The organism is Saccharothrix longispora (genome assembly GCF_030852425.1).
GTDB classification, from domain to species: domain Bacteria; phylum Actinomycetota; class Actinomycetes; order Mycobacteriales; family Pseudonocardiaceae; genus Actinosynnema; species Actinosynnema longispora.
Map to the genome: position 1 here is coordinate 333,842 of NZ_NSDM01000006.1, position 25,780 is coordinate 359,621.

18 protein-coding genes and 1 pseudogene are annotated in these 25,780 nt (G+C 73.3%); 10 read left to right on the plus strand and 9 right to left on the minus strand.

The features are described 5' to 3' along the window. Positions 1 to 393: 393 nt before the first annotated feature. Positions 394 to 1,638: a PucR family transcriptional regulator gene (locus CKY47_RS16830; protein ID WP_306746762.1), complete on the minus strand. Its 1,245-nt coding sequence runs from the start codon at positions 1,636 to 1,638 to the stop codon at positions 394 to 396. Positions 1,639 to 1,709: 71 nt separating this feature from the next. Between CKY47_RS16830 and gabT the strand changes: the two genes are divergently transcribed. From gabT to fxsT, 5 genes are all read left to right on the plus strand, one after another. Further along, the gene (gene gabT, locus CKY47_RS16835; RefSeq protein WP_306746763.1) at positions 1,710 to 2,966 is read left to right on the plus strand and encodes a 4-aminobutyrate--2-oxoglutarate transaminase; all 1,257 of its coding nucleotides are present in this window, start codon (positions 1,710 to 1,712) and stop codon (positions 2,964 to 2,966) included. Next, positions 2,963 to 4,399 carry an aldehyde dehydrogenase family protein gene (locus tag CKY47_RS16840; protein ID WP_306746765.1) on the plus strand — a complete coding sequence of 479 codons (1,437 nt, stop codon included), beginning with the start codon at positions 2,963 to 2,965 and terminating at the stop codon, positions 4,397 to 4,399. The genes gabT and CKY47_RS16840 overlap by 4 nt, the downstream gene beginning before the upstream one ends. 437 nt (positions 4,400 to 4,836) lie before the next feature. Further along, complete coding sequence (locus tag CKY47_RS16845; RefSeq protein WP_306746766.1) at positions 4,837 to 6,339, plus strand: VMAP-C domain-containing protein; 1,503 nt, start codon at positions 4,837 to 4,839, stop codon at positions 6,337 to 6,339. After that, a complete protein-coding gene (locus CKY47_RS16850) occupies positions 6,336 to 7,331 on the plus strand; it encodes an AAA family ATPase (protein WP_306746767.1) in 996 nt (331 codons plus the stop codon). The genes CKY47_RS16845 and CKY47_RS16850 overlap by 4 nt, the downstream gene beginning before the upstream one ends. Next, positions 7,328 to 11,662: an FxSxx-COOH system tetratricopeptide repeat protein gene (fxsT, locus tag CKY47_RS16855; protein ID WP_306746768.1), complete on the plus strand. Its 4,335-nt coding sequence runs from the start codon at positions 7,328 to 7,330 to the stop codon at positions 11,660 to 11,662. Before CKY47_RS16850 ends, fxsT begins: the two co-directional genes overlap by 4 nt. Positions 11,663 to 11,669: 7 nt before the next feature. Here fxsT and CKY47_RS16860 read toward each other — a convergent pair whose 3' ends face one another. Next, positions 11,670 to 13,280: an aKG-HExxH-type peptide beta-hydroxylase gene (locus CKY47_RS16860; RefSeq protein WP_306746769.1), complete on the minus strand. Its 1,611-nt coding sequence runs from the start codon at positions 13,278 to 13,280 to the stop codon at positions 11,670 to 11,672. A 132-nt stretch (positions 13,281 to 13,412) separates the two neighbouring features. Further along, a complete protein-coding gene (locus tag CKY47_RS16865) occupies positions 13,413 to 13,592 on the minus strand; it encodes an FxSxx-COOH-like cyclophane-containing RiPP peptide (RefSeq protein ID WP_306746770.1) in 180 nt (59 codons plus the stop codon). Between the two features lie 219 nt (positions 13,593 to 13,811). Here CKY47_RS16865 and CKY47_RS16870 point away from each other — a divergent pair, with 219 nt between their 5' ends. Beyond that, a complete protein-coding gene (locus tag CKY47_RS16870; protein ID WP_306746771.1) occupies positions 13,812 to 14,453 on the plus strand; it encodes a hypothetical protein in 642 nt (213 codons plus the stop codon). Between the two features lie 13 nt (positions 14,454 to 14,466). Here CKY47_RS16870 and CKY47_RS16875 read toward each other — a convergent pair whose 3' ends face one another. Continuing rightward, positions 14,467 to 15,177, minus strand: coding sequence for a class I SAM-dependent methyltransferase (locus tag CKY47_RS16875; protein WP_306746772.1), 711 nt, complete (start codon positions 15,175 to 15,177; stop codon positions 14,467 to 14,469). Positions 15,178 to 15,634: 457 nt separating this feature from the next. Between CKY47_RS16875 and CKY47_RS36930 the strand changes: the two are divergent. The 3 genes and pseudogenes from CKY47_RS36930 to CKY47_RS16885 all read left to right on the plus strand — a co-directional run. After that, a pseudogene (locus CKY47_RS36930) lies at positions 15,635 to 15,767 on the plus strand (IS982 family transposase); the annotation flags it as partial. A gap of 227 nt (positions 15,768 to 15,994) precedes the next feature. Beyond that, entirely contained in the window at positions 15,995 to 16,510 is a 516-nt protein-coding gene (locus tag CKY47_RS16880) for a lytic polysaccharide monooxygenase auxiliary activity family 9 protein (protein WP_306746773.1), read from the plus strand. A gap of 217 nt (positions 16,511 to 16,727) precedes the next feature. Then, entirely contained in the window at positions 16,728 to 17,381 is a 654-nt protein-coding gene (locus CKY47_RS16885) for an effector-associated domain 2-containing protein (RefSeq protein ID WP_306746774.1), read from the plus strand. A gap of 698 nt (positions 17,382 to 18,079) precedes the next feature. On the opposite strand, the gene CKY47_RS16890 is transcribed toward CKY47_RS16885, so the two are convergent. Next, positions 18,080 to 18,709, minus strand: coding sequence for a UdgX family uracil-DNA binding protein (locus CKY47_RS16890; protein ID WP_306746775.1), 630 nt, complete (start codon positions 18,707 to 18,709; stop codon positions 18,080 to 18,082). Positions 18,710 to 18,712: 3 nt separating this feature from the next. Beyond that, positions 18,713 to 18,895, minus strand: coding sequence for a CsbD family protein (locus CKY47_RS16895; protein ID WP_306746776.1), 183 nt, complete (start codon positions 18,893 to 18,895; stop codon positions 18,713 to 18,715). 369 nt (positions 18,896 to 19,264) lie between these two features. Here CKY47_RS16895 and CKY47_RS16900 point away from each other — a divergent pair, with 369 nt between their 5' ends. Next, entirely contained in the window at positions 19,265 to 19,756 is a 492-nt protein-coding gene (locus CKY47_RS16900; RefSeq protein ID WP_306746777.1) for an ANTAR domain-containing protein, read from the plus strand. On the opposite strand, the gene treZ is transcribed toward CKY47_RS16900, so the two are convergent. From treZ to glgX, 3 genes are read right to left on the minus strand one after another with little or no spacing between them, the layout of a single operon-like run. Beyond that, entirely contained in the window at positions 19,725 to 21,458 is a 1,734-nt protein-coding gene (treZ, locus tag CKY47_RS16905) for a malto-oligosyltrehalose trehalohydrolase (protein WP_306746778.1), read from the minus strand. The genes CKY47_RS16900 and treZ overlap by 32 nt on opposite strands. After that, positions 21,455 to 23,650 carry a malto-oligosyltrehalose synthase gene (gene treY / locus CKY47_RS16910; RefSeq protein WP_306746779.1) on the minus strand — a complete coding sequence of 732 codons (2,196 nt, stop codon included), beginning with the start codon at positions 23,648 to 23,650 and terminating at the stop codon, positions 21,455 to 21,457. The genes treZ and treY overlap by 4 nt, the downstream gene beginning before the upstream one ends. Then, positions 23,647 to 25,770, minus strand: a complete 2,124-nt coding sequence (gene glgX, locus CKY47_RS16915; protein ID WP_306746780.1) for a glycogen debranching protein GlgX — start codon at positions 25,768 to 25,770, stop codon at positions 23,647 to 23,649. Before glgX ends, treY begins: the two co-directional genes overlap by 4 nt. Positions 25,771 to 25,780 lie beyond the last annotated feature (10 nt).

A 25,780-nucleotide genomic window follows, 5' to 3' on the forward strand; every position in this document is an offset into this window, starting at 1 on the left:
CGGAAGTTACCGCGCCCCGCCCGGACCGGCCACCACATTCACCGCTTCGAGACCGCGTACCCGTCTCGAAGCGCTTCCAAATCACCCGTTGGTTCGGCAAACCGATCGGGAAGAACCTTACGTAAACACCCGTCCGGGTGACATCGAGTCGGTCGGACCCATACCGGAAACCACACGTTCGAGTGGTTCGGCACAGATCGTCCTTCAGGGTGCCGGGGGCGAGCGGGGACTGGTCGGCGGTGTGGTGGTGCCGGTCGGCGGCAGGGTGGCGGTGGGCACGTCCACGCGGCGGCGAACAGGGCGGCGGAGGCGGTCAGGACGGCGGCGACGAAGGTCGCGGGACGCGGGCGCGCCGAGGTGATCCCCCGGGTAGGACGGTCGCGGGGCCGGGGCCTACTGCGCGGCGTGCAGTGCCAGCCAGAGCTCGGCCCGGGTACCGGCCGCGTCCAGCGGGCGCCCGAGCAGCCGCTCGGCGCGGCGCACGCGGTTGCGCACGGTGTGCCGGTGCACGCCCAGCCGGGCGGCGGCGGGATCGGCCTGGCCGTGGCAGGACAGCCACACCCGCAGCGTCTCGCGCAGCACGTCGTCCAGCGGCGCGAGCAGCGCCTCCGCGTGGGCCGCCGCGCCGGGCGCCAGCAGCCCGGCCGCGGCCACGTCCTCGAACCGGTCCACGCCCTCCTCCAGCGCGCGCAGCGCCTCCCGGTAGCCGCGGGCCACCTCGGTGGGCCCGACCGGGCGCGACGCGGCGGCCGGCACGTCCACCTCGTGCGCCAGCACGACCGTGCGCCCGTCCACCTCGGCCCGGAACCCCGGGGGCTCGGCGGGCGCGCCGCGCAGCACGAACACGCGGAACGGCGGCTCGGGCAGCCCGTCCACCACGACACCGGCCAGCAGCAGCCGGAACCCCAACTCCCGGCGCACCGCCTCGACCTCGGCCGCCCGCGCGAGCACCGGCGCGAGCAACGACGCGGCGACGTTGACCACGCCCGCGTCCAGGACCGGGGCCGCCACCGCCAGGTGCCCGCGCCCGGCCAGCGCCTGCACGCCGACCTGCCGCTCCCCCTCCCACCAGGTCGCGCTCGCCGGACCGCCCGCCCCGCGCACCACCCCGCCCAGGTCCGGCGGGTCGCCCACCACGTGCACGCGCTCGCCGACCGCGTCGAGCAGCACGACCGCGCCGCCGACGAGCCGGGCCAGCGCCTCGACCACCCCGGCGGCCCCCGTCTCGACGGCAGCCCTGGTCAGCACCCGCTGCGCCCGGTCGACCCGGGCGACCGCCGCGTACGCCGACCTCGCCACGGCCTTGCCGATCGCGATGAACGGCGTGGCGCGCGGCACCTCCAGCAGCGCCAGCCCGGCCCCGGCAGCGGCGCGCACCAGGCCGGCGGGCACCTCCTCGTGGCTCAGCCCGGTGCCGAAGCCCAGGCCCGACACCCCCGCCGCGACGAGCCGGCGCACGTACTCGTCGTGCGGTCCCGGCGCGAGCCCCGTGGTGAGCAGCAGCTCGCCGCCCTCCAGGAACGGCGCCGGGTCGGCCAGTTCTGTGCTGTGCACCCAGGTGACCTCGCGGTCCAGCCCCGCGTCCACCAGCACGGTCAACCCGACCTCGCGGGCCAGCGCGCCCACCGTCAACGACATCGACACTGTGTACACCCCACTGTCCCGGGTGGCCAGTGGCCAGGGAGTCCCGGCGGGGCGATGCTGGTGGCGTGGCACGACTGCGCACCGAGATCCCCGGCCCCCGCTCCCGCGAGCTGGGCGAGCGCCGCAAGGGCGCCGTGGCGGCGGGCGTGGGCTCGACGCTGCCGGTGTTCGTGGACCACGCCGAGCCGGGGCTGCTGGTCGACGTGGACGGCAACCGGCTGATCGACCTGGCGTCCGGCATCGCGGTGACCGGGGTCGGCAACCCCGCCCCGCGCGTCGCGGCGGCCGTGCACGAGCAGGTGGACCGGTTCACCCACACCTGCTTCACGGTCACGCCCTACGAGGGCTACGTGGAGGTGTGCGAGCGGCTGGCGGAGCTGACGCCGGGCGCGCACGAGAAGCGGTCCGTGCTGCTCAACTCGGGCGCGGAGGCCGTGGAGAACGCGGTGAAGATCGCCCGGCACGCGACCGGGCGGCCGGGTGTGGTGGTGTTCGACCACGCCTACCACGGCCGCACGAACCTCGCGATGGCGCTGACCGCCAAGGAGGTGCCCTACAAGCAGGGGTTCGGGCCGTTCGCGCCGGGCGTGCGGCGGGTGCCCGGCTCCTACCCGCTGCACGACGGCCTGCCGGGTCCGGGGGCGGCGCGCCGGGCGGTGGCGGCGGTGGAGCGTCCCGACGAGGTGGCGTGCGTGGTGGTCGAGCCGATCCAGGGCGAGGGCGGGTTCGTGGTGCCCGCGCCGGGGTTCCTGGGCGAGCTGGCCGCGTGGTGCCGCGAGCACGGCGCGCTGCTGGTCGCCGACGAGGTCCAGACGGGGTTCTGCCGCACCGGGTCGTGGTTCGCGTGCGACCACGAGGACGTGGTGCCGGACCTGGTGGCCACGGCGAAGGGCATCGCGGGCGGCCTGCCGCTGGCCGCCGTGACCGGCCGCGCCGAGGTGCTGGACGCGGTGCACGCCGGCGGGCTCGGCGGCACCTACGGCGGCAACCCGATCGCGTGCGCCGCCGCCCTGGGCGCGATCGACACCATGCGCGAACTGGACCTGAACGCCGCCGCCCGGCGGATCGAGGCGACCGTCCTGCCCCGCCTGCGCACCCTGCCGGGCGTCGTCGAGGCGCGCGGCCGGGGCGCGATGCTGGCGGTGGAGCTGGTCTCCGCCGAGGCCGCCGCCCGGGTCGCGGCGCGCTGCCACGCGGCGGGCGTCGTCGTGCTGACCTGCGGCACGCGCGGCGACGTGGTGCGCCTGCTGCCCCCGTTGACCATCCCGGACGAGGTGCTGGCCGAGGGCCTCGACGTGCTCGAAGGAGCGATGCAGCCGTGACGACGCCGTACTGGGTGGCCGGTTCCCCCTCGACGGGCGAGGACCGGGTCGAGGTCCGCACGCCGCACGACGGCGCCCTCGCGGGCGTCACGTCGAACGCGACGGCGGCGGACGTGGAGCGGGCGGTCGCCGCCGCGCACGCCGCGGCGGCCGGGTTCGCCGCGCTGCCCGCGCACGCGCGCGCCGCCGCGCTGGACCACGTGTCCCGGCGGTTGGCGGAGCGGGCGGACGAGGTGGCGTCGCTGATCACCGCCGAGTCCGGCAAGCCGGTGAAGTGGTCGCGCGTCGAGGTGACGCGGGCGGTGTCCACGTTCCGGTGGGCGGCGGAGGAGGCGCGGCGGTTCTCCGGCGAGCTCCAGCGCCTCGACACCGATCCGGCGGCGAACGGCAGGCTGGCGCTGGTCCGGCGGGTGCCGCGCGGCCCCGTCCTGGGCATCGCGCCGTTCAACTTCCCGCTGAACCTGGTGGCCCACAAGGTCGCCCCGGCGCTCGCGGTCGGCGCGCCGATCGTCGTCAAGCCCGCCCCGACCACTCCGCTGGTGGCCCTGCTGCTGGGCTCGCTGCTGGCGGAGACCGACCTGCCCGCCGGGTCGTGGTCGGTGCTGCCGCTGCCGAACGAGGCCGCCGGCCGGCTGACCGAGGACCCGCGCCTGCCGGTGGTGTCGTTCACCGGATCGGGCCCGGTCGGCTACTCGATCCTGGACCGCGTGCCGCGCAAGCACGTCGTGCTGGAGCTGGGCGGCAACGCGGCGGCCGTGGTGTGCCCGGACTGGGCGGACGCCGCGGACCTCGACTTCGCCGCGTCGCGGATCGCCACGTTCGCCATGTACCAGGGCGGGCAGTCGTGCATCTCCGTGCAGCGGGTGTACGCCCACGCCGACGTGTACGAGGCGCTGGAGGGTGCCGTGGTGGCGCGCGTGCGGGGACTGGGCACGGGCGTGCCCACCGACCCGGCCACCGACGTCGGTCCGCTGATCGACGAGGCCGCCGCCGCGCGGGTCGGGTCCTGGGTGGCCGAGGCGGTGGCGGCGGGCGCGCGCGTCCTCACCGGCGGCACCCGCGCCGGGGCCCACCACGCGCCCACCGTGCTGGCGGACGTCCCCCGGGGCTGCCGGGTGGTGGACGAGGAGGTCTTCGGCCCGGTGGTCGTGCTGGAGCGGGTGCGCGACGTCGACGAGGCGTTCGACCGGGTGAACGACTCCCGCTTCGGCCTCCAGGCGGGCGTGTTCACCCACGACGTCCGCCTGGCGTTCCGCGCCTCGGCCCGCCTGGCGGTCGGCGGGGTGGTCGTGGGCGACGTCCCGTCGTTCCGGGCGGACCAGATGCCCTACGGCGGCGTGAAGGAGTCGGGCACCGGGCGCGAGGGCGTGCGGGCGGCGATGGACGACCTGACCGAGCAGCGGGTCCTGGTGCTCACCGGGCTGGAGCTGTAGGCACTCACCCGACCGGTGGAGCGCGGTCACCACCCCACAACACAGGACTGTGATTTAGATCACTGCAATTATCGCGTCAACCCACGCAATCCCGTAACGGAACGTCGCGCGGTCGAGGCCGTCGCCGACGCCGTCTGACCCATCCGTGTCGAATAGCCGTCTCATCGGGGCGACACTGAGACACCATCACCCGGTTGATGCGACACGAACGGGAATCCGTAGTGCCGGCGCCCGACGGTTCCCGCCCTCCACTACGTTATTCCCCGTCCACGGGACACGGGATCGCATGTCGAAGTCGCACTCGACCACTCCTACGCTAGAAGCACGACAACATGGAGCGAACCGCGAACCGCGAACCGCAACGAGAAGAGCGCGAGCACCGACCACCCGGACAGGAGGCCGACCTGCGCACGGAACGCTCGACCGGGGGACCTTCCATGGTCCACGCTGACGACAACGGCGGCCGGGGCCTGCTCATCCCCCTGGTCGACGCGTTGAGCCGCGTGCCCACCCTGGCCGACCGCGCCGGTCGCAACCTGGTCGTCCGCATGATGTCCGCAGAATTGCGGGAAACATTGTCGGTGGAGGAGCACCCGACGGCCACAGGGCACCTGTTCAGCCTGGCCGAGGTGTGCCAGCAGAGCCCCGAGCGGCTCGCCGCGCTCGTGCGGGTCGTGGCCAAGTTCGAGTCCGACTCGCACGCGATGGTGGAATTGCGCCACCTGGTCGCCGAACTCACCCCCTTGGACTTGTTCCCGACCACCGAGCGGGCACGACTGTTCACACTGCTGGCCGGTGTCGTGGTGCCCGACATAGCGGACATCTACCGCGCCGTCGCCGGCCCCACCGCGCCCGGCCTGTTCGGACCGACGACCTATTACGAGGTCTTCCGAGTTCTGGAAACATTGAATGCCAGGCCGGATGGAATACCGCGGCCGTTGGTATTCGTGGAGCACATCGCGGCGAAGGTCCGGACCGAACTCGCGATCGAACTGCACCGCTGGAACGAGGCGCGGGCACGCGCCATGGACCTGCTCGACGAGCTGCTGCTGATCCGCGAAGGGCTGCGCCCGGACACCGCCGAACCGCTCACCCCGCCCGTCGGCGCACCCGCGTACCTGGTGGTGCGGATCAGCCGCGAGGGCCCGACCGGCGACCACTACCGGGTGTCCCACTGGCGGCAGCTCGACGGCGACCAGCGCACGTGGTCCCCGCTGCACGGCGAGGACGTCGTCGGGCCGCTGGAGGCGGTCAAGCGCGCGGTGGCGGCGCTGGTCGAGAAGGTCGAGGACGACTGGGCGCAGTACAGCCCGGACATCCGGATCGAGTTCGTGCTGGACTACGAGAACCTCAACCTCGACGTGGACCAGTGGCCGTGGGAGAACGACCCGTTCCTGGCCCAGCCGATGGGGTGCCGCTACCCGGTGGTGGTGCGGAGCCTGGAGCGGATGACGACGAGGCGGTACCACCGTGAGTGGCGGCAGCGGTGGGACGAGCTGGTCCACCGGCTGACCCGGTCCGGGAGCCTGCCGCCCGGCGCGACGTGCCGCGGGCTGTCGTGCACCCCGGACGGCCTGCGCGAGTTGCAGTCGAGGTTCAACCGGGAGCGCGGTCTGGTGTCGCTGGTGCTGTCGGAACCACCGCGGCGGGGGGCGATCGGGCGGGACGAGGTCGCCGTCGGGGTGAAGGCGGGGGTGCCGCTGATCCTGTGGCACCGCGACGACTGCGGCTCGACCGACTTCACCGGGTTGGTCGAGTCGCTGCTCCACGACCAGGACGAGCACCACCTGCTCGAACGGGTCCGGTTGGCCCGGACCACGGCGTTCGCGGAAGGCCCCGCGCGGCGCCACGTCGGCCAGGCGCTGACGGTCCTCTACGACGACCCCACCCGGCTCGTCGTGCCCAGTCAACCGGGGCCCCCGGAGGGGGTTGCGGGATGAACGACGGACTCGTCTACCAGGGCACGGGCGGGGTCGCGCGGACCTCGATCACCGACCTGCCCCCGCCCCCGCCGTGGCGCGCGTTCACGGGCACCGGCACCACCTCGCGGCCCACCGACGACGGCGGCGAGGGCGACCGCCGCGTCGGCGCCGTGCGCAGCGTCCCCCGCACCCCGCAGCCCGACGAGGTCGCGATGGTCAACGCCGCCATCCGCCTGCGCAGGCCCCTGCTCGTGACCGGCGCGCCGGGCACCGGCAAGTCGTCCCTGGCCTACCTGGTCGCCCGGGAGCTGGGCCTGGGCCCGGTGCTGCGCTGGCCGGTGACCAGCAAGACCACCCTCAAGGAGGGGCTGTACCTCTACGACGCGATCGGGCGCGTGCAGGCCGTCGGCGCGGGGGACCCCGACTCGGGCATCGGCGACTACATCCACCTCGGGCCGCTGGGCACCGCCCTGCTCCCCCACGACCTGCCGCGCGTGCTGCTGATCGACGAACTCGACAAGGGCGACATCGACCTGCCCAACGACCTCCTCAACGTCTTCGAGGAGGGCGAGTACGAGATCCCGGAGCTCGTCCGCCACGCCAAGCACCGCGCCGAGGTCGACGTGCTCACCGCCGACCGGGGCCACGCCGCGACGGTGCGGCACGGCCTGGTGCGCTGCCGCGAGTTCCCGATCGTGATCATCACCAGCAACGGCGAGCGCGAGTTCCCGCCCGCCTTCCTCCGCCGCTGCCTCAGGTTGCACGTCGCGCAGCCCGGCCGCGAGCAACTCGGCCAGATGGTCGCCGTGCACTTCGGCGACGCCCACGGCGTGGACCTCGGCCGCCTGATCGGCGACTTCCTGCACCACCGCGAGGACGTCGGCACCGTCTCCGCCGACCAGTTGCTCAACGCCGTGCACCTCGCGACCTCGGGCGCCTACCAGCAGGACGAGGACTGGACCGACCTGCTCAAGGCGATCTGGCACCCGCTGTCCGCGGAGGCCGGATGAGCGAACCGCACGGCGAGCCACCGGTCCGCGAGGTGCTGCTCCAGCACCTCGACGCCACCGACAGCCGCGTCGAGAAGCTGCGCACCGCCGACCTCACCCTGCGCGAGGTCCGCGACTCGTTGTGGCTCGTCCGCACCACCCCGACCCTGCCGCGGCTGCCGGCTGCGGGCGCACGACCGACCGCGCCGCCCCGCGGGCGACCCGCCGAGGACCCGGCACCGCCCGAGCCCCCCGCACCGGCCGACGGACCGCCGGACGAGCCGCTCACCAGCGAACCGACCGGTGCCGAGCCCGGGCCGGACCCCGACCGCACCGGTCTGCAGCGCTGGACGCCCACGCCCACCACGATGGCCCGTGCCGACCCGGTGATCACCCTCAACGGCGCGGTCAGCGCCGTCTCGGCGTGGCCGACCGTGCCCGCGCTGCCCGAGCGCCGCCAGATCAGCCGCGCCCTGCGCCCGCTGGGGCGCCGCCACCTCTCGTCCCGCGTGCAGGTGCTCGACGAGGAGGCCACCGCCGTACGCGCCGCCCGGGACCGCCTCTGGCTGCCCGAGTGGCGCGACGCGCCGTGGCGGCGCTTCGAGGTCGCCCTGGTCGTGGACACCACGGTGGCCGCCGAGATCTGGCGGCAGACCGTGCGCGAGTTCCGCGTCCTGCTCGAACGCCAGGGCGCGTTCCGCGACGTCCGCACCTACGAACTCGACTCCACCGGCTCCGACCCCGAGCAGGTCGCCCTGCGCTCCGAGGGCGGCGCCACGCACGACTGGCAGTACCTCGCCGACCCGGCGGGGAACCGCATCGTGCTCGTGCTGACCGACACCATCGGCCGCGCCTGGCACAGCGGCGCGGTCGGCCACGTCCTGCACCACTGGGGTCGCCACGTCCCGGTGGCCGTGGTGCAGACCCTCGCGCAACGGCTGTGGTCCTGGGGCGGCCTGCCGACCCGGCGCATGAAGCTCTCCGCGCCCGCCCCCGGCGTGCCCAACCACCGGCTGCGCGTCGCGGGCGCGGACACCCCCGCCACCGCCGTGCCGGTCCTGGGCCTGTCCGCCGAGTGGATGACCCAGTGGGCCAGGCTCCTCACCTCCGGCACGGAGTGGGTCGAGACCACCGCGGCCCTCGTCGTCCCCCGGACCGAACCCGCGCCCGTGCCCCTGGCCGAGGAGCAGCTGTCCGCCGCCGAGAGCGTGCTGCGCTTCCGCACCTACGCCTCCGTGGACGGCTTCCACCTGGCCGGTCTGCTCGCCGCCACCCCGCTCAGCCCGCAGCTCATGGGCCTGGTCCAGCGGGTCCTGCTGCCCGGCTCCGACCTGTCCGCGTTGGCCGAGGTGATGCTCGGCGGCCTCATGACGCGGCTGCCCGGCACCGACGGCGACACCGACGCCGTCGCCTACGACTTCAACACCGGGGTGCGCGAGGAACTCCTCGCCACCTCGCGCCGATCCGACACCGCCCGCGTCGCCCGCGTGCTCGACCAGTACGCCGGCGACGGCAACGAGGCGCTGCGCAACTACCGCCTGGCGCTCGACGAACCCGACCAGACCGAGGCCCTCGCACCCTCGGCGGAGAACCTCCCCTACCTGAAGGTCCAGGAAGCGGTCTTCAGGGCGCTGTCCGGACCGTACGCGCGGAGATCCCAGCGCATCGGTGCCTCGATCCGCCCTCCGCGCCACCGGCCGGAGGCCGGTGGCGCGGACGGGGAGAACAGTTCAACCAGTGCGGAGCACCACTTGACGAGTACGGATGTCCAGCCGATCGCGCGCACGGCCGGCCCCCAGCCGTCCGAAGGAGAAGACATGACCTCTCCCGGAACGCCACTGTTCACCGGCGAACGGCTGCCCGGCGCCACACAGCCGCAGGTGTGGGGTCACGTCCCGCTGCGCAACCCCGACTTCGTCGGGCGCGGCGAACTGCTCGAACAACTGCGGCTGCGACTGAGCGAGGCGGGCCCCACCGCGGTGCTGCCGGAGGCGCTGCACGGCATGGGCGGCGTCGGCAAGTCCCAGACCGTGGTGGAGTACATCCACCGGCACGCGAGCGAGTACGAGGTCGTGTGGTGGATCTCCGCGGAGCGGGACGCGCAGATCAAGGCCAGCTTCGTGGAACTGGCCAACAAACTGGGCGTGGCGGCCGCGAGCGCCGCCGACACGGCGGTCCCGGCAGTGCTGGAGGCGCTGCGCCTCGGCACGCCGTTCGGCAAGTGGATGCTCGTCTTCGACAACGCCGACCGCCCGCAGGACGTCCGGCGCTACTTCCCCGCCGGCACCGGACACATCGTCGTCACCTCCCGCAACAGCGAGTGGGGCGGTTTCGCGCGCGCGGTCGAGGTCGACCTGTTCACCCGCGAGGAGAGCGTCGAACTCCTGCACCGCCGCGGCGGCGACCTGGACGACGCCGAGGCCGACGCCCTGGCCGACGCCCTGGGCGACCTCCCGCTGGCCGTGGAGCAGGCCGCCGCGTGGCGCGCCCAAACCGGCATGCAGGTGTCCGAATACCTGGAGCTGCTGGCCCAGAACCGCACGGAACTCCTGGAGTCGGGCACCTCCAGCGAGGACCAGCTCCCGGTCGCGGCGGCGTGGAACGTCCCGCTCAACCGCCTCAAGCACGACCACCGCGCCGCCCTGGAACTGCTCCAGGTGTGCGCCTTCTTCGGCCCGGAACCCATCTCCCAACAGCTGTTCCGCGGCGTGCGCGACGCACCCGTGCCCGACTCGCTGGGCGACGCGCTGCGCGACCCCATCAAGCTCAGCCGCGCCGTGCGCGAGATCAGCCGCTACAGCCTCGCCAAGATCGACCACCGCGCCAACGCCCTGCAACTGCACCGCTTGGTGCAGACGGTCCTCAAGAACCAGCTCGACGAGAGCGAGCAGAACGCGATGCGGCACGCCGTGCACGTGCTGCTGGTCAACGGCGACCCGCTGGACCCGGAGTCGGCCGACAACTGGCCCCGCTACGCCGAACTCCTGCCGCACGCGCTGGTGTCGCGCGCGGTCGACTGCCCGGACCGCTGGGTGCGCGGACTCGTCATCAACCTCGTGCGCTACCTGCTCAGCGCGGGCGACTTCGACGGGGCCCGGGAGCTGGCCGCCCAGGCCATGGAGTCCTGGCGCACCTCGTTGGGGGAGCGCGAGTTCGACACGCTGGAGATCACCCGCCGCTACGGCATCTCGCTGCGCCGGCTGGGTCGCCTCGCGGAGGCCCAGCAGCTCAACGAGCGCACGCACCAACTGTTCCGCGAGGTCGTCGGCGACAACCACGAGAGCATGCTGCTCATGCTCGACACCATCGCCCTCGACCGGCGGGCGCAGGGCCAGTTCGCCGAGGAGCTGGACATGCGCCAACAGGTCTACGACCGCGCCGTGCAGATCCTCGGCGTCGACGACCCCATGACGTTGACCTACGCCAACAACCTGGCCAGCTCGTTCCGCCTCATGGGCGACTACCGGCAGGCGTTGACGATCGACGAGCTGAACCTGCTCCGCCGGACCGCCGCCCTGGGGCCGACCCACCACTCCACCCTGGCCAGCGGCAACAGCATCTACATGGACATGCGCGAGCTGGGCGAGTACGTCGAGGCGGCGAGGCTCCAGGACGAGGCGCTGGTGGTTCAGCGCGAGCTGTTCGGGGACGACCACCCGCGGGTCATCGGCGCGACCCGCAGCCTGTCTGTCGCCCTGCGGAAGGCCGGTGAGCACGAGCGGGCGAAGGGGCTGTCCGAGGACTGCCTGATCCGGTACCGGCGCCGGCACGGCGAGCAGCACACCGACACGATCACGGCGCGGATGAACCTGGCCACGGACCTGCGGCACCTGGGCGACCTCGACGGCTCGCTCCTCGAGGCACGGCGCAGCTACGAGGCGTTCCAGCGCTTCCAGGGCGGCTCCCACCCCTACACGCTGATCGCGGGGTTGAACCTGGCGGTGACGCTGCGCCTGCGCGGCGAGGTCGCCGAGGCGCTGGCGGTCGACCGGGAGATGCACACCAAGCTGATCGGGGTGTTCGACGCCGATCACCCGTTCGCCCTCGTGGCCGCCACCAACCTGGCGAGCGACCTGGCCGCGACCGGTGACCACACCGCCGCCAGGGAGATGGACGAGGACACGCTGGAGCGGTCGACCCGCGTGCTGGGCGCCGAGCACCCGTCGACCCTCGCGGTGGCGCTGAACCTCGCGATCGACCTCGACGCGCTCGGCGAGGAGAACGAGTCGGCGGTGCTGCACGCCCGCACGGTCGCGTCGTTCCGCAAGGTGCTCGGCGACGAGCACCCGGCGACGGTCGCGGCGACCCAGTACGTGCGGGCGAACTGCGACACGGACACGATGCAGTTCTGATCACCGGTCACCTGGTGGCCCGGTCGAACCAGGCCACCAGGGCCACCGGGTCGGGTGCGGCCGCGGCGCGCGCGGCGACGCCGCGATGGACGGCGCACACGACCTCGGGCATCACGCGCACGGTCGGCGAACGGAGCGCCAAGCCCAGCCCGGCCCAGGAGGCGCTGTCGTGCGGCGCGCCGAGCAGCCGCGCGGCGAAGCCCCGCACGGCCCCGACCCGGTCGTCCCGGAGGTAGTCGTGCTCGGGGGTGCGGCGGTACGACAGCCGGGCGAACTCGTCGGGGTCGAGGGCGCGCAGCCTGAGCAGCGCGGTGAGCGCGGAGTCCCCTGCCGCGGCGGACGGGACGACACGACCACCGCGCGGGTCGACGACCGGGGCGGGGCGCCGGTCGAGCCACGCGGTGACCGCCGCGTCGACCGCACCGGGGTCCGGGCGGACGTGCCGCAGTCGCCAGGTCGTCGCGTGCAGCGCCGTGATCTCGTCCACGGCGGTCGCGACGTCCGGCCACAGGTCGTCGGGCGCGCACGCGGCGAGGCGCACCGCCACCCCCGCCACGAACCGGCGGCCGAGGTCGGTGAGCTCCACCAGGCCGCGCATGCCGTCGACCGCCGCCCCCACCTGGCGGGCGCGGTGCCCCAGGTTGAACTGCGCGCGGCGGGCCAGGGACGCGGGCACGTGCCCGCGCTGCGCGTGCCAGTACTCCGCCACGCTGACGAAGGCGTAGACGCCGTGCAGCAGCCCTTCGAGCGACCGGGGGTCGTCGCGCCACGGTGCGTAGTGCACGGGCTCGTCGTCGCCGGTGTGCAGGTCGACCAGGTCGAGCAGTGCGTTGACCTTGGAGTGCTGGATCTCGTGCACGAGCGCTTCGCCGAACTCGACCGCGGAGCGCTTGGGCGACAGGGCGATGGCCCCGAACGCGGCCGACGAGGACGCGGCGAACACGTCGCGCCGGGTGTCGAGCGGGACGACCGCCGCCAGTCCCGCCGCGAGCTCCTCGGCCTGCGGCCGGTGGTGCTCGGCGAGCAGTTCCCAGGTCTCGCCCAGCAGCTTGCGCCACTCGTCCCACGTCGCGTCGTCGAGAGGGCCGGGCGGCACCGGTCCGGTGAACTCGCGGTAGGGCTCCAGGTCGTCGACCAGCACGTCGAAGCCGTACCCGCGAGCGGAGCCGCGCAGCCTCTTGGCCTTCGCCCAGCCGACGGACGTGTCGACGCCCGGCACCTCGACCGACAGGCCGGCGGCGGAGTTGACCACCCTGGCCTGTCCCACCGGGAAGCGCCGTGAGAGCCGGAAGGCGCCCACCGAGGGGATCGTCACGGTGCCGTGCACCACGGGCACGGTCACGTCGCACGGCAGGTCGGCCCGCACCGCCGCGGCGGCGGCGACGGCGTGGAACCAACCGACCTCCGACCACAGCGGCGTCGCGTCCGCCGCCGTGCCGAGCACCTGCCGCAGCGCGCGGCCGAGCCACACGCCGACGGAGTGGTGCATCAGCACGCTCTCCACGACTTCCGGCGCGGTCCGCTCGGCGGACGCCAACAATGCCCAGGCTCCGTCCAGGTCGGCGAACGGCCCCAACCTCTCACCGATCGGGCGCGCTGCTTCCAGGAATGCGCGCAAGCGGAGCCTGCGAACGCTGTGCTGCGTTCTCCGCAAAATTGCCATTCCATCGACCGACACGGCTCCCGAGCAGATCTCGTCGAACACGAACCGCGGTAAGCGGTGGGTGTCGAGCTCCCGGAAGTCCACGCCCTACCCGTTGATCTGGGCCTGCTCCTGGACCGAATCGCCGAAGTCACCGGACCGGAACCGGTCCAGCGTGCGGCGAACGGCCCGGTCCAGCGCGGGGTCGCGCAGGGATCTCATCTCGGACAACGACGTCGAAGTCAGGTCCAACAACTCCGAGGACAGTTCCGGTGTTTCCACCGTCACGTCGACCACCTCCCCGATGCCCGCCCGATTCCATCATGCACGACCACGCACGCGCGCGGCAGCGTCCAGCCGGATATTCCACCGAGGCCGACAGGCGCATTCCACGCGCGAGACCACCGCCCACCTGGCGAACTCGGCAATCCGGTGCCGGTCCACGTGGACGGCGGCGAACCCGCCCCGAAGCCGTTCGCGACCGCCGCGCGGGTACGGTCGCCGATCATGGAGGCGGTGCGGGTCGTGTCGGGGGCGGAACTGGGCGGTGCGGGGCTGCCGTCCGGGCGGCCGGTTCTGGTGCTGGTCGGTGGCGCCGACGGCGTGCCGGCCGACGACGTGGACCGGCTGGAGCGGGTGCTGCGCGACCTGGTCCCGCTGCTGGAGCGGCACCGCGCGGTGGTGGTCGACGGTGGCACGGACGTGGGCGTGATGCGGGCCGTCGGTCGGGCTCGGGCGGCGGCCGGGGGCCGGTTCCCGCTGGTCGGGGTGATCGTGGAGGCGCTCGCCGGGCAGGCCGGGACCGAGCCGAACCACACGCACCTGGTGCTCGTGCCCGGTTCCGCCTGGGGGGACGAGGTGGCGTGGCTGGCGGAGGTGGCCGCGGTGGTGGCGGGGCCGCGGCCGTCGTTGACGGTGCTCGCCAACGGCGGGCCCGTCGCGTTCGACGACGCCGAGCAGAGCCTGCGGCTGGACCGGCCGCTGGTGGTGCTGCGCGGCACCGGGCGCACGGCGGACGCCATCGCGGGCGGCGCGGACGAGCGCTCGGCCACCCTCGCCGGGTCGCCGCTGACCGCGGTGCTGGACGCGGAGGAGTTGCGCGCGCACGTCGAAGGGGTGTTCTCGGCTCGACCGGGAAGGTCGGGGTGACCTGCTCGCGGGGTCAGCGGCACACGGACGCGAGCAGACCGACCGCGGGGAGCGTGCCGGCGGCGGTGCGGCGTTCCTCGGCCCGGCGGACGGCGTCGAGGGCGTCGGGAACGCGGGTGGCCGGTTCGGCCCAGGCACCGCCCCGGCCGTCGAGCAGGCGCCACAGCACGGCCGTGGGCACCGCGACCGGGTCGGAACCGACGCGGCCCAGCGCGTCGAGCATGGCGGAGCCCCGGTGGAGGGACTCGTGGCCGGTGACCCAGGCGTCGAGCAGGTCGTCGGACGGGGTCTCACCGGTGAGCAGCCCGGCGGCGGTCGGCAGCGCGCGGTTGTCGTAGGGGAAGTCGGCGGCCGCGTGGTCCACCCGCTCCCAGGCGAACTCCTCGACGACGACCCGCCCACCTGGGGCGAGCAGCGCGGCGGCGTGGGCGAGGACGCCGTCCAGGTCCTCGGCGTGGTGCAGGGAACGGGTGAACAGCACGACGTCGTACTCACCGGAGACGGTGAGGACGTCGGCGTGGACGACGCGCACGCCGCGTTCGCGGGCCGCGGCGGCCATCCCGGCATCGCGGTCCACCCCGGTGACCTCGTAGCCCAGGCGGGCGAGGGCGGCGGCCAGGGCGCCACGGCCGCAGCCGACCTCCAGGACGCGAGCCGGGGGTGCCGGCAGCAGCGGCTTCAGGTGGGTGAGGGTGTGGGGCACGGCGACGGTGCTCAGGTCCATCCGGGCAACCCTAGGACCGGGGTCGCGGAGCGGGCGACGGGTTTCCGGTGGTTTCCCGACCGCCGGCGGTCGGTCGTGGTCCCGTCCGCTCCGGTCCGGCGGATGGGCGAGCGGTGCGCCTGCGGTCCGCTACTCGGCTCCGAACAGCGGGCGGATCGAGTTGGTCGGCCCCTGGTGGCGGATCTCGGGTCCTCCGTGCGGCACGGGTGGCCCCGGCTGTCGACTGGAGCGGCCCAGTCGGCTCGCAGTGCTCGGACGAAGAGGAAGACCGGTCTGGTGTTGAGCACGTCGGACGACCCTGGCGTGACGTCCGGGGCCGCTTCTGGTCGCGGCTCGTCGACGACGTCGACCACGAACCCCGCCCGCCGCAGTTCCCCGAAGATCGCAGACAGTGGTCGACGGAACAGCTCGGCGGTCACCACCCGTCCGCCCAGGGCCCAGGTCCCGCTGACCTGGACAGCACGGCGGGCGCACCGTCGAGGGCGTCGGAGTCCGCATCGCACGACGACTCCTGGCCCTGACCGCCGCCACCCGGCACAACCGCGCCGCCGGTCAACCCGTCACCCGGTCCCCTGACCGCCTACGACCACCGACCGACTTGCGCGTTACCCGTCCGGGTCCGGACACCGACGACCCCAGCGGGACACGGCAGTCGTGACTGGTCTGGACCCTTCAGCTGTTGTCACGACTCAATCACACAGAGTATGGTCTAGACCTGCCGCCGCGTTTGGGTGAACGTCGTCTCCAGCCACCCAGCGCACCTCGGGTCGGCGTTCGCCCAAGCGTCTTCGCCCATCCGACAAGAGGAGTTCCACACATGTCACTCCGTCGAAGGATCGCCGCCGTGGCGGCGGGCGTGCTGGCCGCACCGCTCGTGACCGTCGTGCTGCCGAGCGCGCCCGCGTTCGCGCACGGCTACATCTCGTCCCCCGCCAGCCGCCAGGCCCAGTGCGCCCGCAACCTCGTCCCGTGCGGCGACATCAAGTGGGAGCCGCAGAGCGTGGAGGGCCCCAAGGGCCTGCGCAGCTGCAACGGCGGCGTCGCCCGGTTCGCCGAGCTGAACGACAACAACAAGGGCTGGCGGGTCGCCTCGACCGGCCGGACGGTCACGTTCAACTGGACCTTCACCGCCCGGCACGCCACGGCCAACTACGAGTACTACGTGAACGGCCAGCGGGTGGGCAACTTCAGCGGCAACAACCAGCAGCCGCCGGCCACCGTGTCGCACACGGTGACCCTGCCCTCCTCCGGTCGCCAGACGGTGCTCGCCATCTGGAACATCAGCGACACCGCGAACGCGTTCTACTCCTGCGTCGACGTGAACGCGGGCTGATCCCGGGTCGGGGCGTGCCGTTTCGGCGGCACGCCCCGACTCCCGCGCACAATGGAATTCCGGCCCAACCGGAATCGCACTCCCGTATCCCACCAACGAATTCCCTCACGACGAACGACCGGAACCGGTCTTCGACCACGGAGGGGCACAGGTGGTATGGGCACCACGTGGCGCGGAATCGGTCCCGGCGGACCGCGATGAGGAACACGTCCCGTTGATGCCGCTGGTCGAGGCCTTGCGGCGGATACCGGCGGTGGCCGACCACAGCGGTCGCGCACTGGTCGTGCGGATGCCGGCCGAGGAACTGCGCGGACACCTGCCGGTCGAGGACCACGAGTACCCGGTGGGCCACCTGTTCAGCATCGCCGGGGTGTGCAGCAGAAGACCGGAAAGGCTGACCGCACTGTTACGGGTCGTCGAATCCGTGGAACGGGGTTCGCGCCCCACGGCCGCCCGGCGCGACCTCGTGCGCGGCATGACGACGCTGGAGCTGTGGTCCCCGGAAACGCGCGCCGAGCTGTTCGCGCTCCTGTCGGGCGTCGTGGTCCCCGACATCGAGCACGTCCACCTCGTGGTGGGCGGCTCCCCCGCGGCGCGCGTGCGTACCGAACTGGCCGTGCGGCTGCACCGGCGGGCGGACCGGCAGGCGGCGGCGCCGGGCTGTCGGCCGAGCTGCACGAGGCGCACCGGGAGATCCGGTCGGGCGCCGCGCCCACCGCGCACCGGTCGATCGCCTGCGCGGTGTTCCAGCTCAGGCGCGAGGGGTTGGCGGGTGACGCGTACCGGTTGTGGCACTGGCGCCGGCTCGACCAGTCGAGCGGTTGGCACCCGGTGCGCGGCGCGGACGTCGTCGGCGACCTGGACGCGGTGAAGCGGCACGTGGCCGAACGGGTCGAGGACTTCGGGGTCGACCGGGGCAGCTCCACACCCGACGTGCACGTCCGGTCGTGCTGCCCGCCGAGATCCTCGACGTCGCCCCAGTGGCCCTGGGAGACCGACGCGGCGCCCCGCGCCACACCGGCGATGGTCCGCCCGATCGCCTCGACCAGCGCGGGTGTTCGCGACACGCCGAGTTCGGCGAGGGGGACACCGGTCAAGTCGAGCAGCGCCGACGTGGGACCGGGGACTCGCCGTCGACTTCGCCTGCCTCCCGCGCTCACGACGCCCGTCCGCGATCACCCCGGCAGCGCCTCCGTGAGGGCGACCGGTCGACTTCAACAGGAACCACGCGGGCGACCGCTCAGTGAACACAGGTGCGGTGTGACGCGGCTCCGGTCGGAGCGCAAATCACGTTGCACGGTCCCGCGGACCTCGCATAGGTTCGTGGTACACGAGGAAGGAGGTGGTCCGAAGTTGTATAGCTGCAGGACTCGACGTGAGGTGGCTGTCCGCTAGGACCGGCCTTTCCCAAGGTGGTCTGGGCGAATCCCAGGCAGCCACCCGGCCCCCGTGACCCCGAGCCCAGTCCAGCTCGGCCCGCACCCCGGTGCGGGAAGCGGTCAGGGGGCCGTTTCACGTTCCGCGGTCGTCACGGAACGCGGAACGCACGAGCGAACACACGAACGAGTGTCACGTAGACGCGTACAGGTGGTCGTGCACGACGCGGAGGTCGGCCACGAAACCCCGGTACGCCTCGTCGCGGTCGGGTGCCCGCAGGATCGCGGACGGGTGGACGGTCGCGATGACCGCCTGCTCGCCGACGTGCTGGAGCCGCCCGCGCTGCTCGGTGACCTTGGACGACGTCCCCAGGACCGCCTTCGCGGCCGTCGCGCCCAGGCAGACGACCAGGTCCGGCTCCACCTGCGCCAGTTCGGCCTCCAGCCACGGCAGGCAGGCGACGACCTCGCCCCTCGCGGGTGACTTGTGGATGCGGCGCTTGCCGCGCTCCTCGAACTTGAAGTGCTTGACCGCGTTGGTCAGGTACACGCCCGCGCGGTCCAGGCCGGTCTCGGCCAGCGCCTTGTCGAGCAGGCGGCCCGCCGGGCCCACGAACGGCTCGCCCTCGCGGTCCTCGACGTCGCCGGGCTGCTCGCCCACCAGCACCAGCCGCGCGTCGGGCGGTCCGGCGCCGAACACCGTCTGCGTCGCGGGGGCGTGGAGGTGGCAGCCCTCGCAGGAGGCGGCCGCGCGGCGCAGCGCCGCCAGGTCCGCGCCCTCCGGCACGAACGAGGCGGCGCTGCCGGCCTTCTTGCCCGTCATGGCCTACTTGTCACCGGCGCGGAAGGCGTCCTTGACCTTCTCGGCCGCCTGCTTGAGGGAGCCCTTGGCCTGCTCGGCGCGGCCCTCGGCCTGCCACTGCTCGTTGTCGGTGGCGTCACCGACCGCCGCCTTGGCCTTGCCCTTGAGCTCCTCGGCCTTGTTGTCGAACTTCTCGCCGGCGCCCATGCCGCATCCCTTCGCTCGACTCCCCTGCTGCGCCGGGGATACCCGCCACCCCGGCGGGGAAACCCCGGGCGCGCTGGCCACACCACCGGGGGCCGGGACGTAACCACAGGTCAGGGCCTTGCCGTACGGCGCACGCGGGGGCTCGACCGCGACGGAGAGGGCAGTCCAGTTGCACCCGGCCGGCCCCCCTCTACTACGGTGATCGTCTACGCGGTTGAAAAGCCAGCCGCAAGCCACCCCCGGGGGCCCGCGAGGGCACGAGGGTCAGCGAGAGCTGTGGGCTTGCCGGTGCTGGCACCCGCGTGTCCGCAGTTCTCGCACCGCTGGCCTGGCTACCGGTTTGCCGACGTGCGAGAGAGGAGCCCGACCGTGGTCGGGGACAACGGCCGAGACGATTCGCTGACCGCGCGGATCGCCAGCCTCGAGGCCGAGGTGGTGGGGCTGCGCAAGGCCGTGCAGACGCGCACGGTCATCGGTCAGGCCACCGGCCTGATCTCCGCCGTCCAGGGGTGCACGCCCCAGGAGGGCTTCCAGCTGCTCGTGCGCATGTCGCAGCACCACAACGTGAAACTGCACACGATCGCCCTGAAGCTGCTCGACCTGTCCGTCGAGCTCGGGCCGCGCCAGGCCGTGCGCGCGGTGCACCACTCGGGCGAGCCCAACGGCCGGGTCGCCGCGTCCGAGTGGCCGGGCGTGGACGTGGTGCACGCGGCGCGGCAGCTCGTCGCCGCGTACGACGCCGCGCGACAGTCCGGCGACGAACGGCCCGAGGTGCGAAGACAGCTGGCCGACCAGGTCACGCTGGCCGGCCAGCTGCTCGCGGAGAAGCTCACCGAGGTCGGCTGGCTGCCCGAGGCGTGACGACGGCGAAGGAGTCGGCGGGCAGGCGCACGGCCCGCCCGACCAGCTCCACCCCGTCGGAGGCCAGCAGCAGCTCCCCCGGTTCGACGTCGAGGTCGACCACGGCCTCCTGCCCCGGGTTGGCCACGACCCGCAGGTCGCCCCGGTGCAGGACCAGCGCCGAGCCCTCCTCGCGCACCTCGAACCGGTCGAGCCCCGGGTCGGCCAGCTCGGGCCGCGACCGCCGCAGGCGGATCAGCTCCCGGTACACGCGGTGCAGCTCCCGGTGGCCGGCCTCGGCCAGCTCGTCCCACTCCAGGGTGGACCGGCGCACGGTCTCCGGGTCCATCGGGTCGGGCACCTCGGACTCGCCCCACCCGTGCCGGCCGAACTCGCGCCGCCGCCCGGTGCGCACCGCCTCGGCCAGCTCCGGGTCGGGGAACGAGGCGAAGAACTGCCACGGCGTGCTCGCCGCCCACTCCTCGCCCATGAAGATCATCGGCGTGTACGGCGAGCACAGCACGATCGCCGCGCCCACCGCGAGCCGCTGCCACGGCACGGTCGCCGACAGCCGGTCGCCGGTGGCCCGGTTGCCGACCTGGTCGTGGTTCTGGAGGTAGGCCAGGAACCGGTAGCCGGGCAGCCGGGGGTCGACCGGGCGGCCGTGCCGGCGGCCCCGGAACGAGGACCACGTTCCCGCGTGCAGGAACGTCCCGCGCAGCGTCCGGCCCAGCTGCCCCTCGAAGTCGGGGTAGTAGCCGGCGGTCTCGCCGCTCAGCGCCACGTGCAGCGCGTGGTGCAGGTCGTCGGCCCACTGGGCGTGCAGCCCGTACCCGCCGGCCTCGCGCGCGGTGACCAGGCGGGGGTCGTTGAGGTCGGACTCGGCGATCAGGGTCAGCGGCCTGGCCAGGCCCGCCGACAGCGCGTCCACCTCGACGGCCAGCTGTTCGAGCAGGTGCACCGCGCTGCGGTCCACGAGCGCGTGCACGGCGTCCAGCCGCAGCCCGTCGACGTGGAAGTCGCGCAGCCAGCCCAGCGCGTTGTCGACCACGTACCGGCGCACCTCGTCGGCGCCCTCGCCGTCGAGGTTGAGGCCGGGCCCCCAGTCGTTGCTGCCCGCGAAGTACGGCCCGAACCGGTCCAGGTAGGCACCGGACGGCCCGAGGTGGTTGTAGACCACGTCGAGCAGCACGGCGAGACCGCGCGCGTGGCAGGCGTCGACGAACCGCTTGAACCCGTCGGGCCCGCCGTAGGGTTCGTGCACCGCGCCCCACAGCACGCCGTCGTAGCCCCAGCCGGCGGTGCCGTCGAACGAGTTCACCGGCATGACCTCGACGTGGGTGACGCCGAGGTCCACGAGGTGGTCGAGCCGCTCGACGGCCGCGTCGAACGTGCCGCCGGGCGTGAACGTGCCGATGTGCAGCTCGTAGACGATTGCGCCGGGCAGGGCGCGCCCGGTCCACGCCGCGTCGGTCCACGCGAACGCCGAGTGGTCGTAGACGCGGGACGGGCCGTGGACGCCGTCGGGCTGCCACGCCGAGCGCGGGTCGGGCAGGGCCTCGTCGGAGCCGTCCAGCACGAACGCGTAGTCCGTGCCGCGCGCCTCCCCGCCGGGGACGTCGGCGTGCCACCACCCTCCCGCGCCGGCGGTCATCTCGTGGTCACGGCCGTCGACGCGGACCTGGACGCGGTCGCGCGACGGCGCCCACACCGAGAAAGTCACTGGTCTCCTCGCACGAGCAGGGCCACCGGGTAGCGGTCCAGCAGGTCGGCCAGCGGGGGCGCGCCCGCGAGCCCGGAGCGGGAGGTGAGCACGTCGGTCCACTCCCCCGGCGGCAGCGGCAGCACGGTCCCGCCCCAGCCGCCCGCCGCGGCCAGGCCCACGGGCAGCCGGGTGGCGACGGCGACCAGGCCCGTCCTCTCGAACGCGACCGCGTGCGGCGCGGCCGGTCCGGCGGCGGGCAGCGGCCGGTAGCCGCGGAACAGCTCCGGCCGTTCGCGCCGCAGCCGCAGCGCGTGGCGCACGACGTGCAGCTTGGCCGCGCCGGAGTCGTCCACGTCGGGCAGCCAGCCCTCGTCGAGCCGGGCCAGCAACCGCCGCCGCACCTCGTAGTCGACCGGCCGCCGGTTGTCCGGGTCGACCAGCGACAGGTCCCACAGCTCGGTGCCCTGGTAGACGTCGGGCACGCCCGGTGCGGTGAGCTGCACGAGCTTCTGCCCGAGCGCGTTGGACCAGCCCGCCTCCACGACGCGGTCGACGAACGAGGCGACCTCGGCGGCCACCGGCCCGTCCAGCACCTCGTCGGGCCACGCCGCGACGGCCGCCTCGAACTCCTCGTCGTGGTCGGTCCAGGTGGTGCGGACCTTGGCCTCCTTGGCGGCCTTGTCCAGGTAGGCGCGCATCCGGTCGGCGGTGATGGGCCACGCGCCGACCAGGGACTGCCAGGCCAGCGCGTTCAGCGACGGCTCGTCGATCGGGTGCGCGGCGGTCCACCGGCGCACGTGCTCGGCGAACTCGTCGGGGATCTCGGAGAGCACCGCGAGCCGGGCCCGCACATCCTCGGACCGCTTGGTGTCGTGCGTCGACAGCGCGGTCATGGCGTGCGGGTGGGCGGCCTCGCGGGCCGCGGCCCGCCGGTGGAACTCCTCGACGGGCACGCCGAACCGGTCGGGGGCGCCGCCGACCTCGTTGAGCGCCACGAACCGGGTGAACCGGTAGAACGCGGTGTCCTCGGTGCCCTTGGCGACGACCATGCCGGACGTCTGCTGGATGCGGGTGGACAGCTCGCCGCCCGGGTCGGCGCGGACCTGCTCGTCCAGCGCGCGGGCCGCGGGCGACGTGGCCGAGGCGACCGCCGCCTGCCACGCGTCGAGCCCTTCGGGCAGGTAGGAGCGGTAGACGGGGAAGCCGGCCATGACCTCGGCGACGGCGCGCTCGGCGGCGTCGCGGTCGGGGTGGTCGACCAGCGCCGCGATGCGCCGCACCTCGGCGCGCAGGATCGTGCGGGTCACCAGGTCCCGGCACTCCCGCTCGACGGCGTGGAAGTCCGTCGGCACGCCCAGCTCCTCGGCCAGGGCGGTGAACCCGGCCTCGCCGGCCGGGTCGACGAACAGCCCGCACACCTCGCGCAGCGCGTCGTAGCCCGTCGTGCCCTCCGCGGGCCAGCCGACGGGCAGCGGCTCGTCGGCGCCGAGGATCTTCTCCACGACCACCCACGCGCCGGAGCGCTCCTTGAGCCGCCGCACGTACCCGCCGGGGTCGGCCAGGCCGTCGGGGTGGTCGACGCGCAGGCCGGTGACCTCGCCCGCCGCCACCCAGCGCAGCACCTCGTCGTGGGTGGCGTCGAACACCTCGGGGTCCTCGACGCGGACCGCGGCGAGCGTGGTGATGTCGAAGAACCTGCGGTAGTTCAGCTCGGTGTTGCCGCGCCGCCAGAACACCAGGTCGTAGTGCTCGTGGTGCTCCTCGGAGGCCTCGTCGCCGGCGAACGGCAGCTTCAGCGGCCCGGAGTCCCAGTCGACGTCGAAGTACTTCGCGTACCGCGACGACCGCCCGTGCTGGAGGACGTCCCACCACCACGGGTTGACCTGCCCGTTCTCCACGGCCATGTGGTTGGGCACGACGTCCACCACGAACCCGAGGCCGGCCCGCTTGACGGCCTTGCTCAGCGCGACCCGCCCGGCCTCGCCGCCGAAGTCCTCGCGGGCCTTCGTCGGGTCGGTCACGTCGTAGCCGTGCGTGGAGCCGGGCACGGCCTCCAGCAGCGGTGACGCGTACAGCGCGCCCGCGCCCAGCGCGTCGAGGTAGTCGACGACCGCCTCCGCGTCGGCGAAGGTGAAGTCGGGCGTGAACTGGAGGCGGTACGTGGAGGCCGGTGCCCCGGGACCGGGCGGCGTCATCCCCTGCCCGCTCATTCCTGCCCCGTCCGCTGGAGCACGACCAGGGACCGCGCGGTGAGCGTGACCGTGCCGCCGGCGGGCACCGGTTCGCCCAGCTCGGGGCTGGTCACGGTGCCGGTGGCGGTGTCCACCACGGGCGTCCACTGCGCGCCGTAGCCCTCCTCGGGCAGCGTCACCTCGATGTCCTCGTGGTGGGCGTTGAACGCGAGCAGGAACGAGTCGTCGAGCACCCGCATGCCGCGCTGGTCGAGGTCCGGGATGCCCTCGCCGTTGAGGAACACGACGATGCACTTGCCGAAGCCGTCGTCCCAGTTCTGCTCCTGCATTTCTTCACCCGATGGTGTGAACCAGGCGATGTCGCGCAGTTCGTCGCCCTTGCGGATGGGCTTGCCGGCGAAGAACCGGCGGCGCCGCAGCACGGGGTGCTGCTTGCGGAATTCGGTGAGCGCCGCGGTGAAGTCGACCAGCTCGCGGTTCTTCTCGACCAGCGTCCAGTCCACCCACGACAGTTCCGTGTCCTGGCAGTAGGCGTTGTTGTTGCCCTGCTGGGTGCGGCCCAGCTCGTCGCCGTGCAGCAGCATGGGCACGCCCTGCGACAGCAGCAGCGTGGCCAGCATGTTCCGCTGCTGGCGGACCCGCAGCCCGTTGACCTCGGGGTCGTCGGTGGGGCCCTCGACGCCGCAGTTCCACGACCGGTTGTCGTCGGCGCCGTCGCGGCCGTCCTCGCCGTTGGCCTCGTTGTGCTTGTCGTTGTAGGACACGAGGTCGTTGAGGGTGAAGCCGTCGTGCGCGGTGACGAAGTTGACCGACGCGTACGGTCGCCGGCCGTCGTCCTTGTAGAGGTCCGACGAACCGGTGATGCGGGAGGCGAACTCACCGAGCGTGGCCGGCTCGCCGCGCCAGAAGTCGCGCACCGTGTCGCGGTACTTGCCGTTCCACTCGGTCCACAGCGGCGGGAAGTTGCCGACCTGGTAGCCGCCGGGGCCGACGTCCCACGGCTCCGCGATGAGCTTGACCTGGCTGACCACCGGGTCCTGCTGCACGAGGTCGAAGAACGTGGACAGCCGGTCCACGTCGTAGAACTCGCGGGCCAGGGTGGCGGCGAGGTCGAAGCGGAACCCGTCGACCCGCATCTCCGTCACCCAGTAGCGCAGCGAGTCCATGATCAGCTGGAGCGTGTGCGGGCTGCGCACGTTCAGCGAGTTCCCGGTGCCGGTGTAGTCCATGTAGAACTTCTGGTCGTCCTCGACCAGCCGGTAGTACGCCTGGTTGTCGATGCCGCGCATGGACAGCGTCGGCCCCAGGTGGTTGCCCTCGGCGGTGTGGTTGTAGACCACGTCGAGGATGACCTCGATGCCCGCCTCGTGCAGGGCGCGGACCATGCCCTTGAACTCCTGCACCTGGCCCGCGTTGTCCCTCAGCGCCGAGTAGTCCTCGTGCGGCGCGAAGAAGCCGATGGTGTTGTAGCCCCAGTAGTTGCGCAGCCCCTTCTCCTGGAGGCCGTGGTCGGTGACGAACTGGTGCACGGGCATCAGCTCGATCGCCGTCACGCCGAGGCTCTTGAGGTGGTCGACGATGACCGGGTGCGCCAGTCCCGCGTAGGTGCCGCGCAGGCTCTGCGGGATCTCCGGGTGCTGCATGGTCAGGCCCTTGACGTGGGCCTCGTAGATCACCGTCTCGTTGTACGGGGTGTTCGGCGGGCGGTCGTTCGCCCAGTCGAAGAACGGGTTGACCACGACCGACAGGGGCACGTGGCCCGCCGAGTCCTGGTCGTTGCGCTCGTCCGGCGACCCGAACGGGTAGCCGAACAGCGACTCGTGCCACTCCAGCTCGCCCGTGATCGCCTTGGCGTACGGGTCGATGAGCAGCTTGTTCGGGTTGCACCGCAGACCCCGTTCCGGGGCGTACGGGCCGTGCACCCGGTAGCCGTAGCGCTGACCGGGGGCGACGCCGAGCAGGTAGCCGTGGTGGACGAAGCCGTCCACCTCGGGCAGCCGCACGCGCGTCTCGGTCCCGTCGTCGTCGAACAGGCACAGTTCGACGTAGTCCGCGACCTCCGAGAAGAGGGTGAAGTTCGTGCCGACGCCGTCGTAGGTCGCGCCGAGCGGGTAGGGAGTACCGGGCCAGGGCCGCACAGGGTTTTTC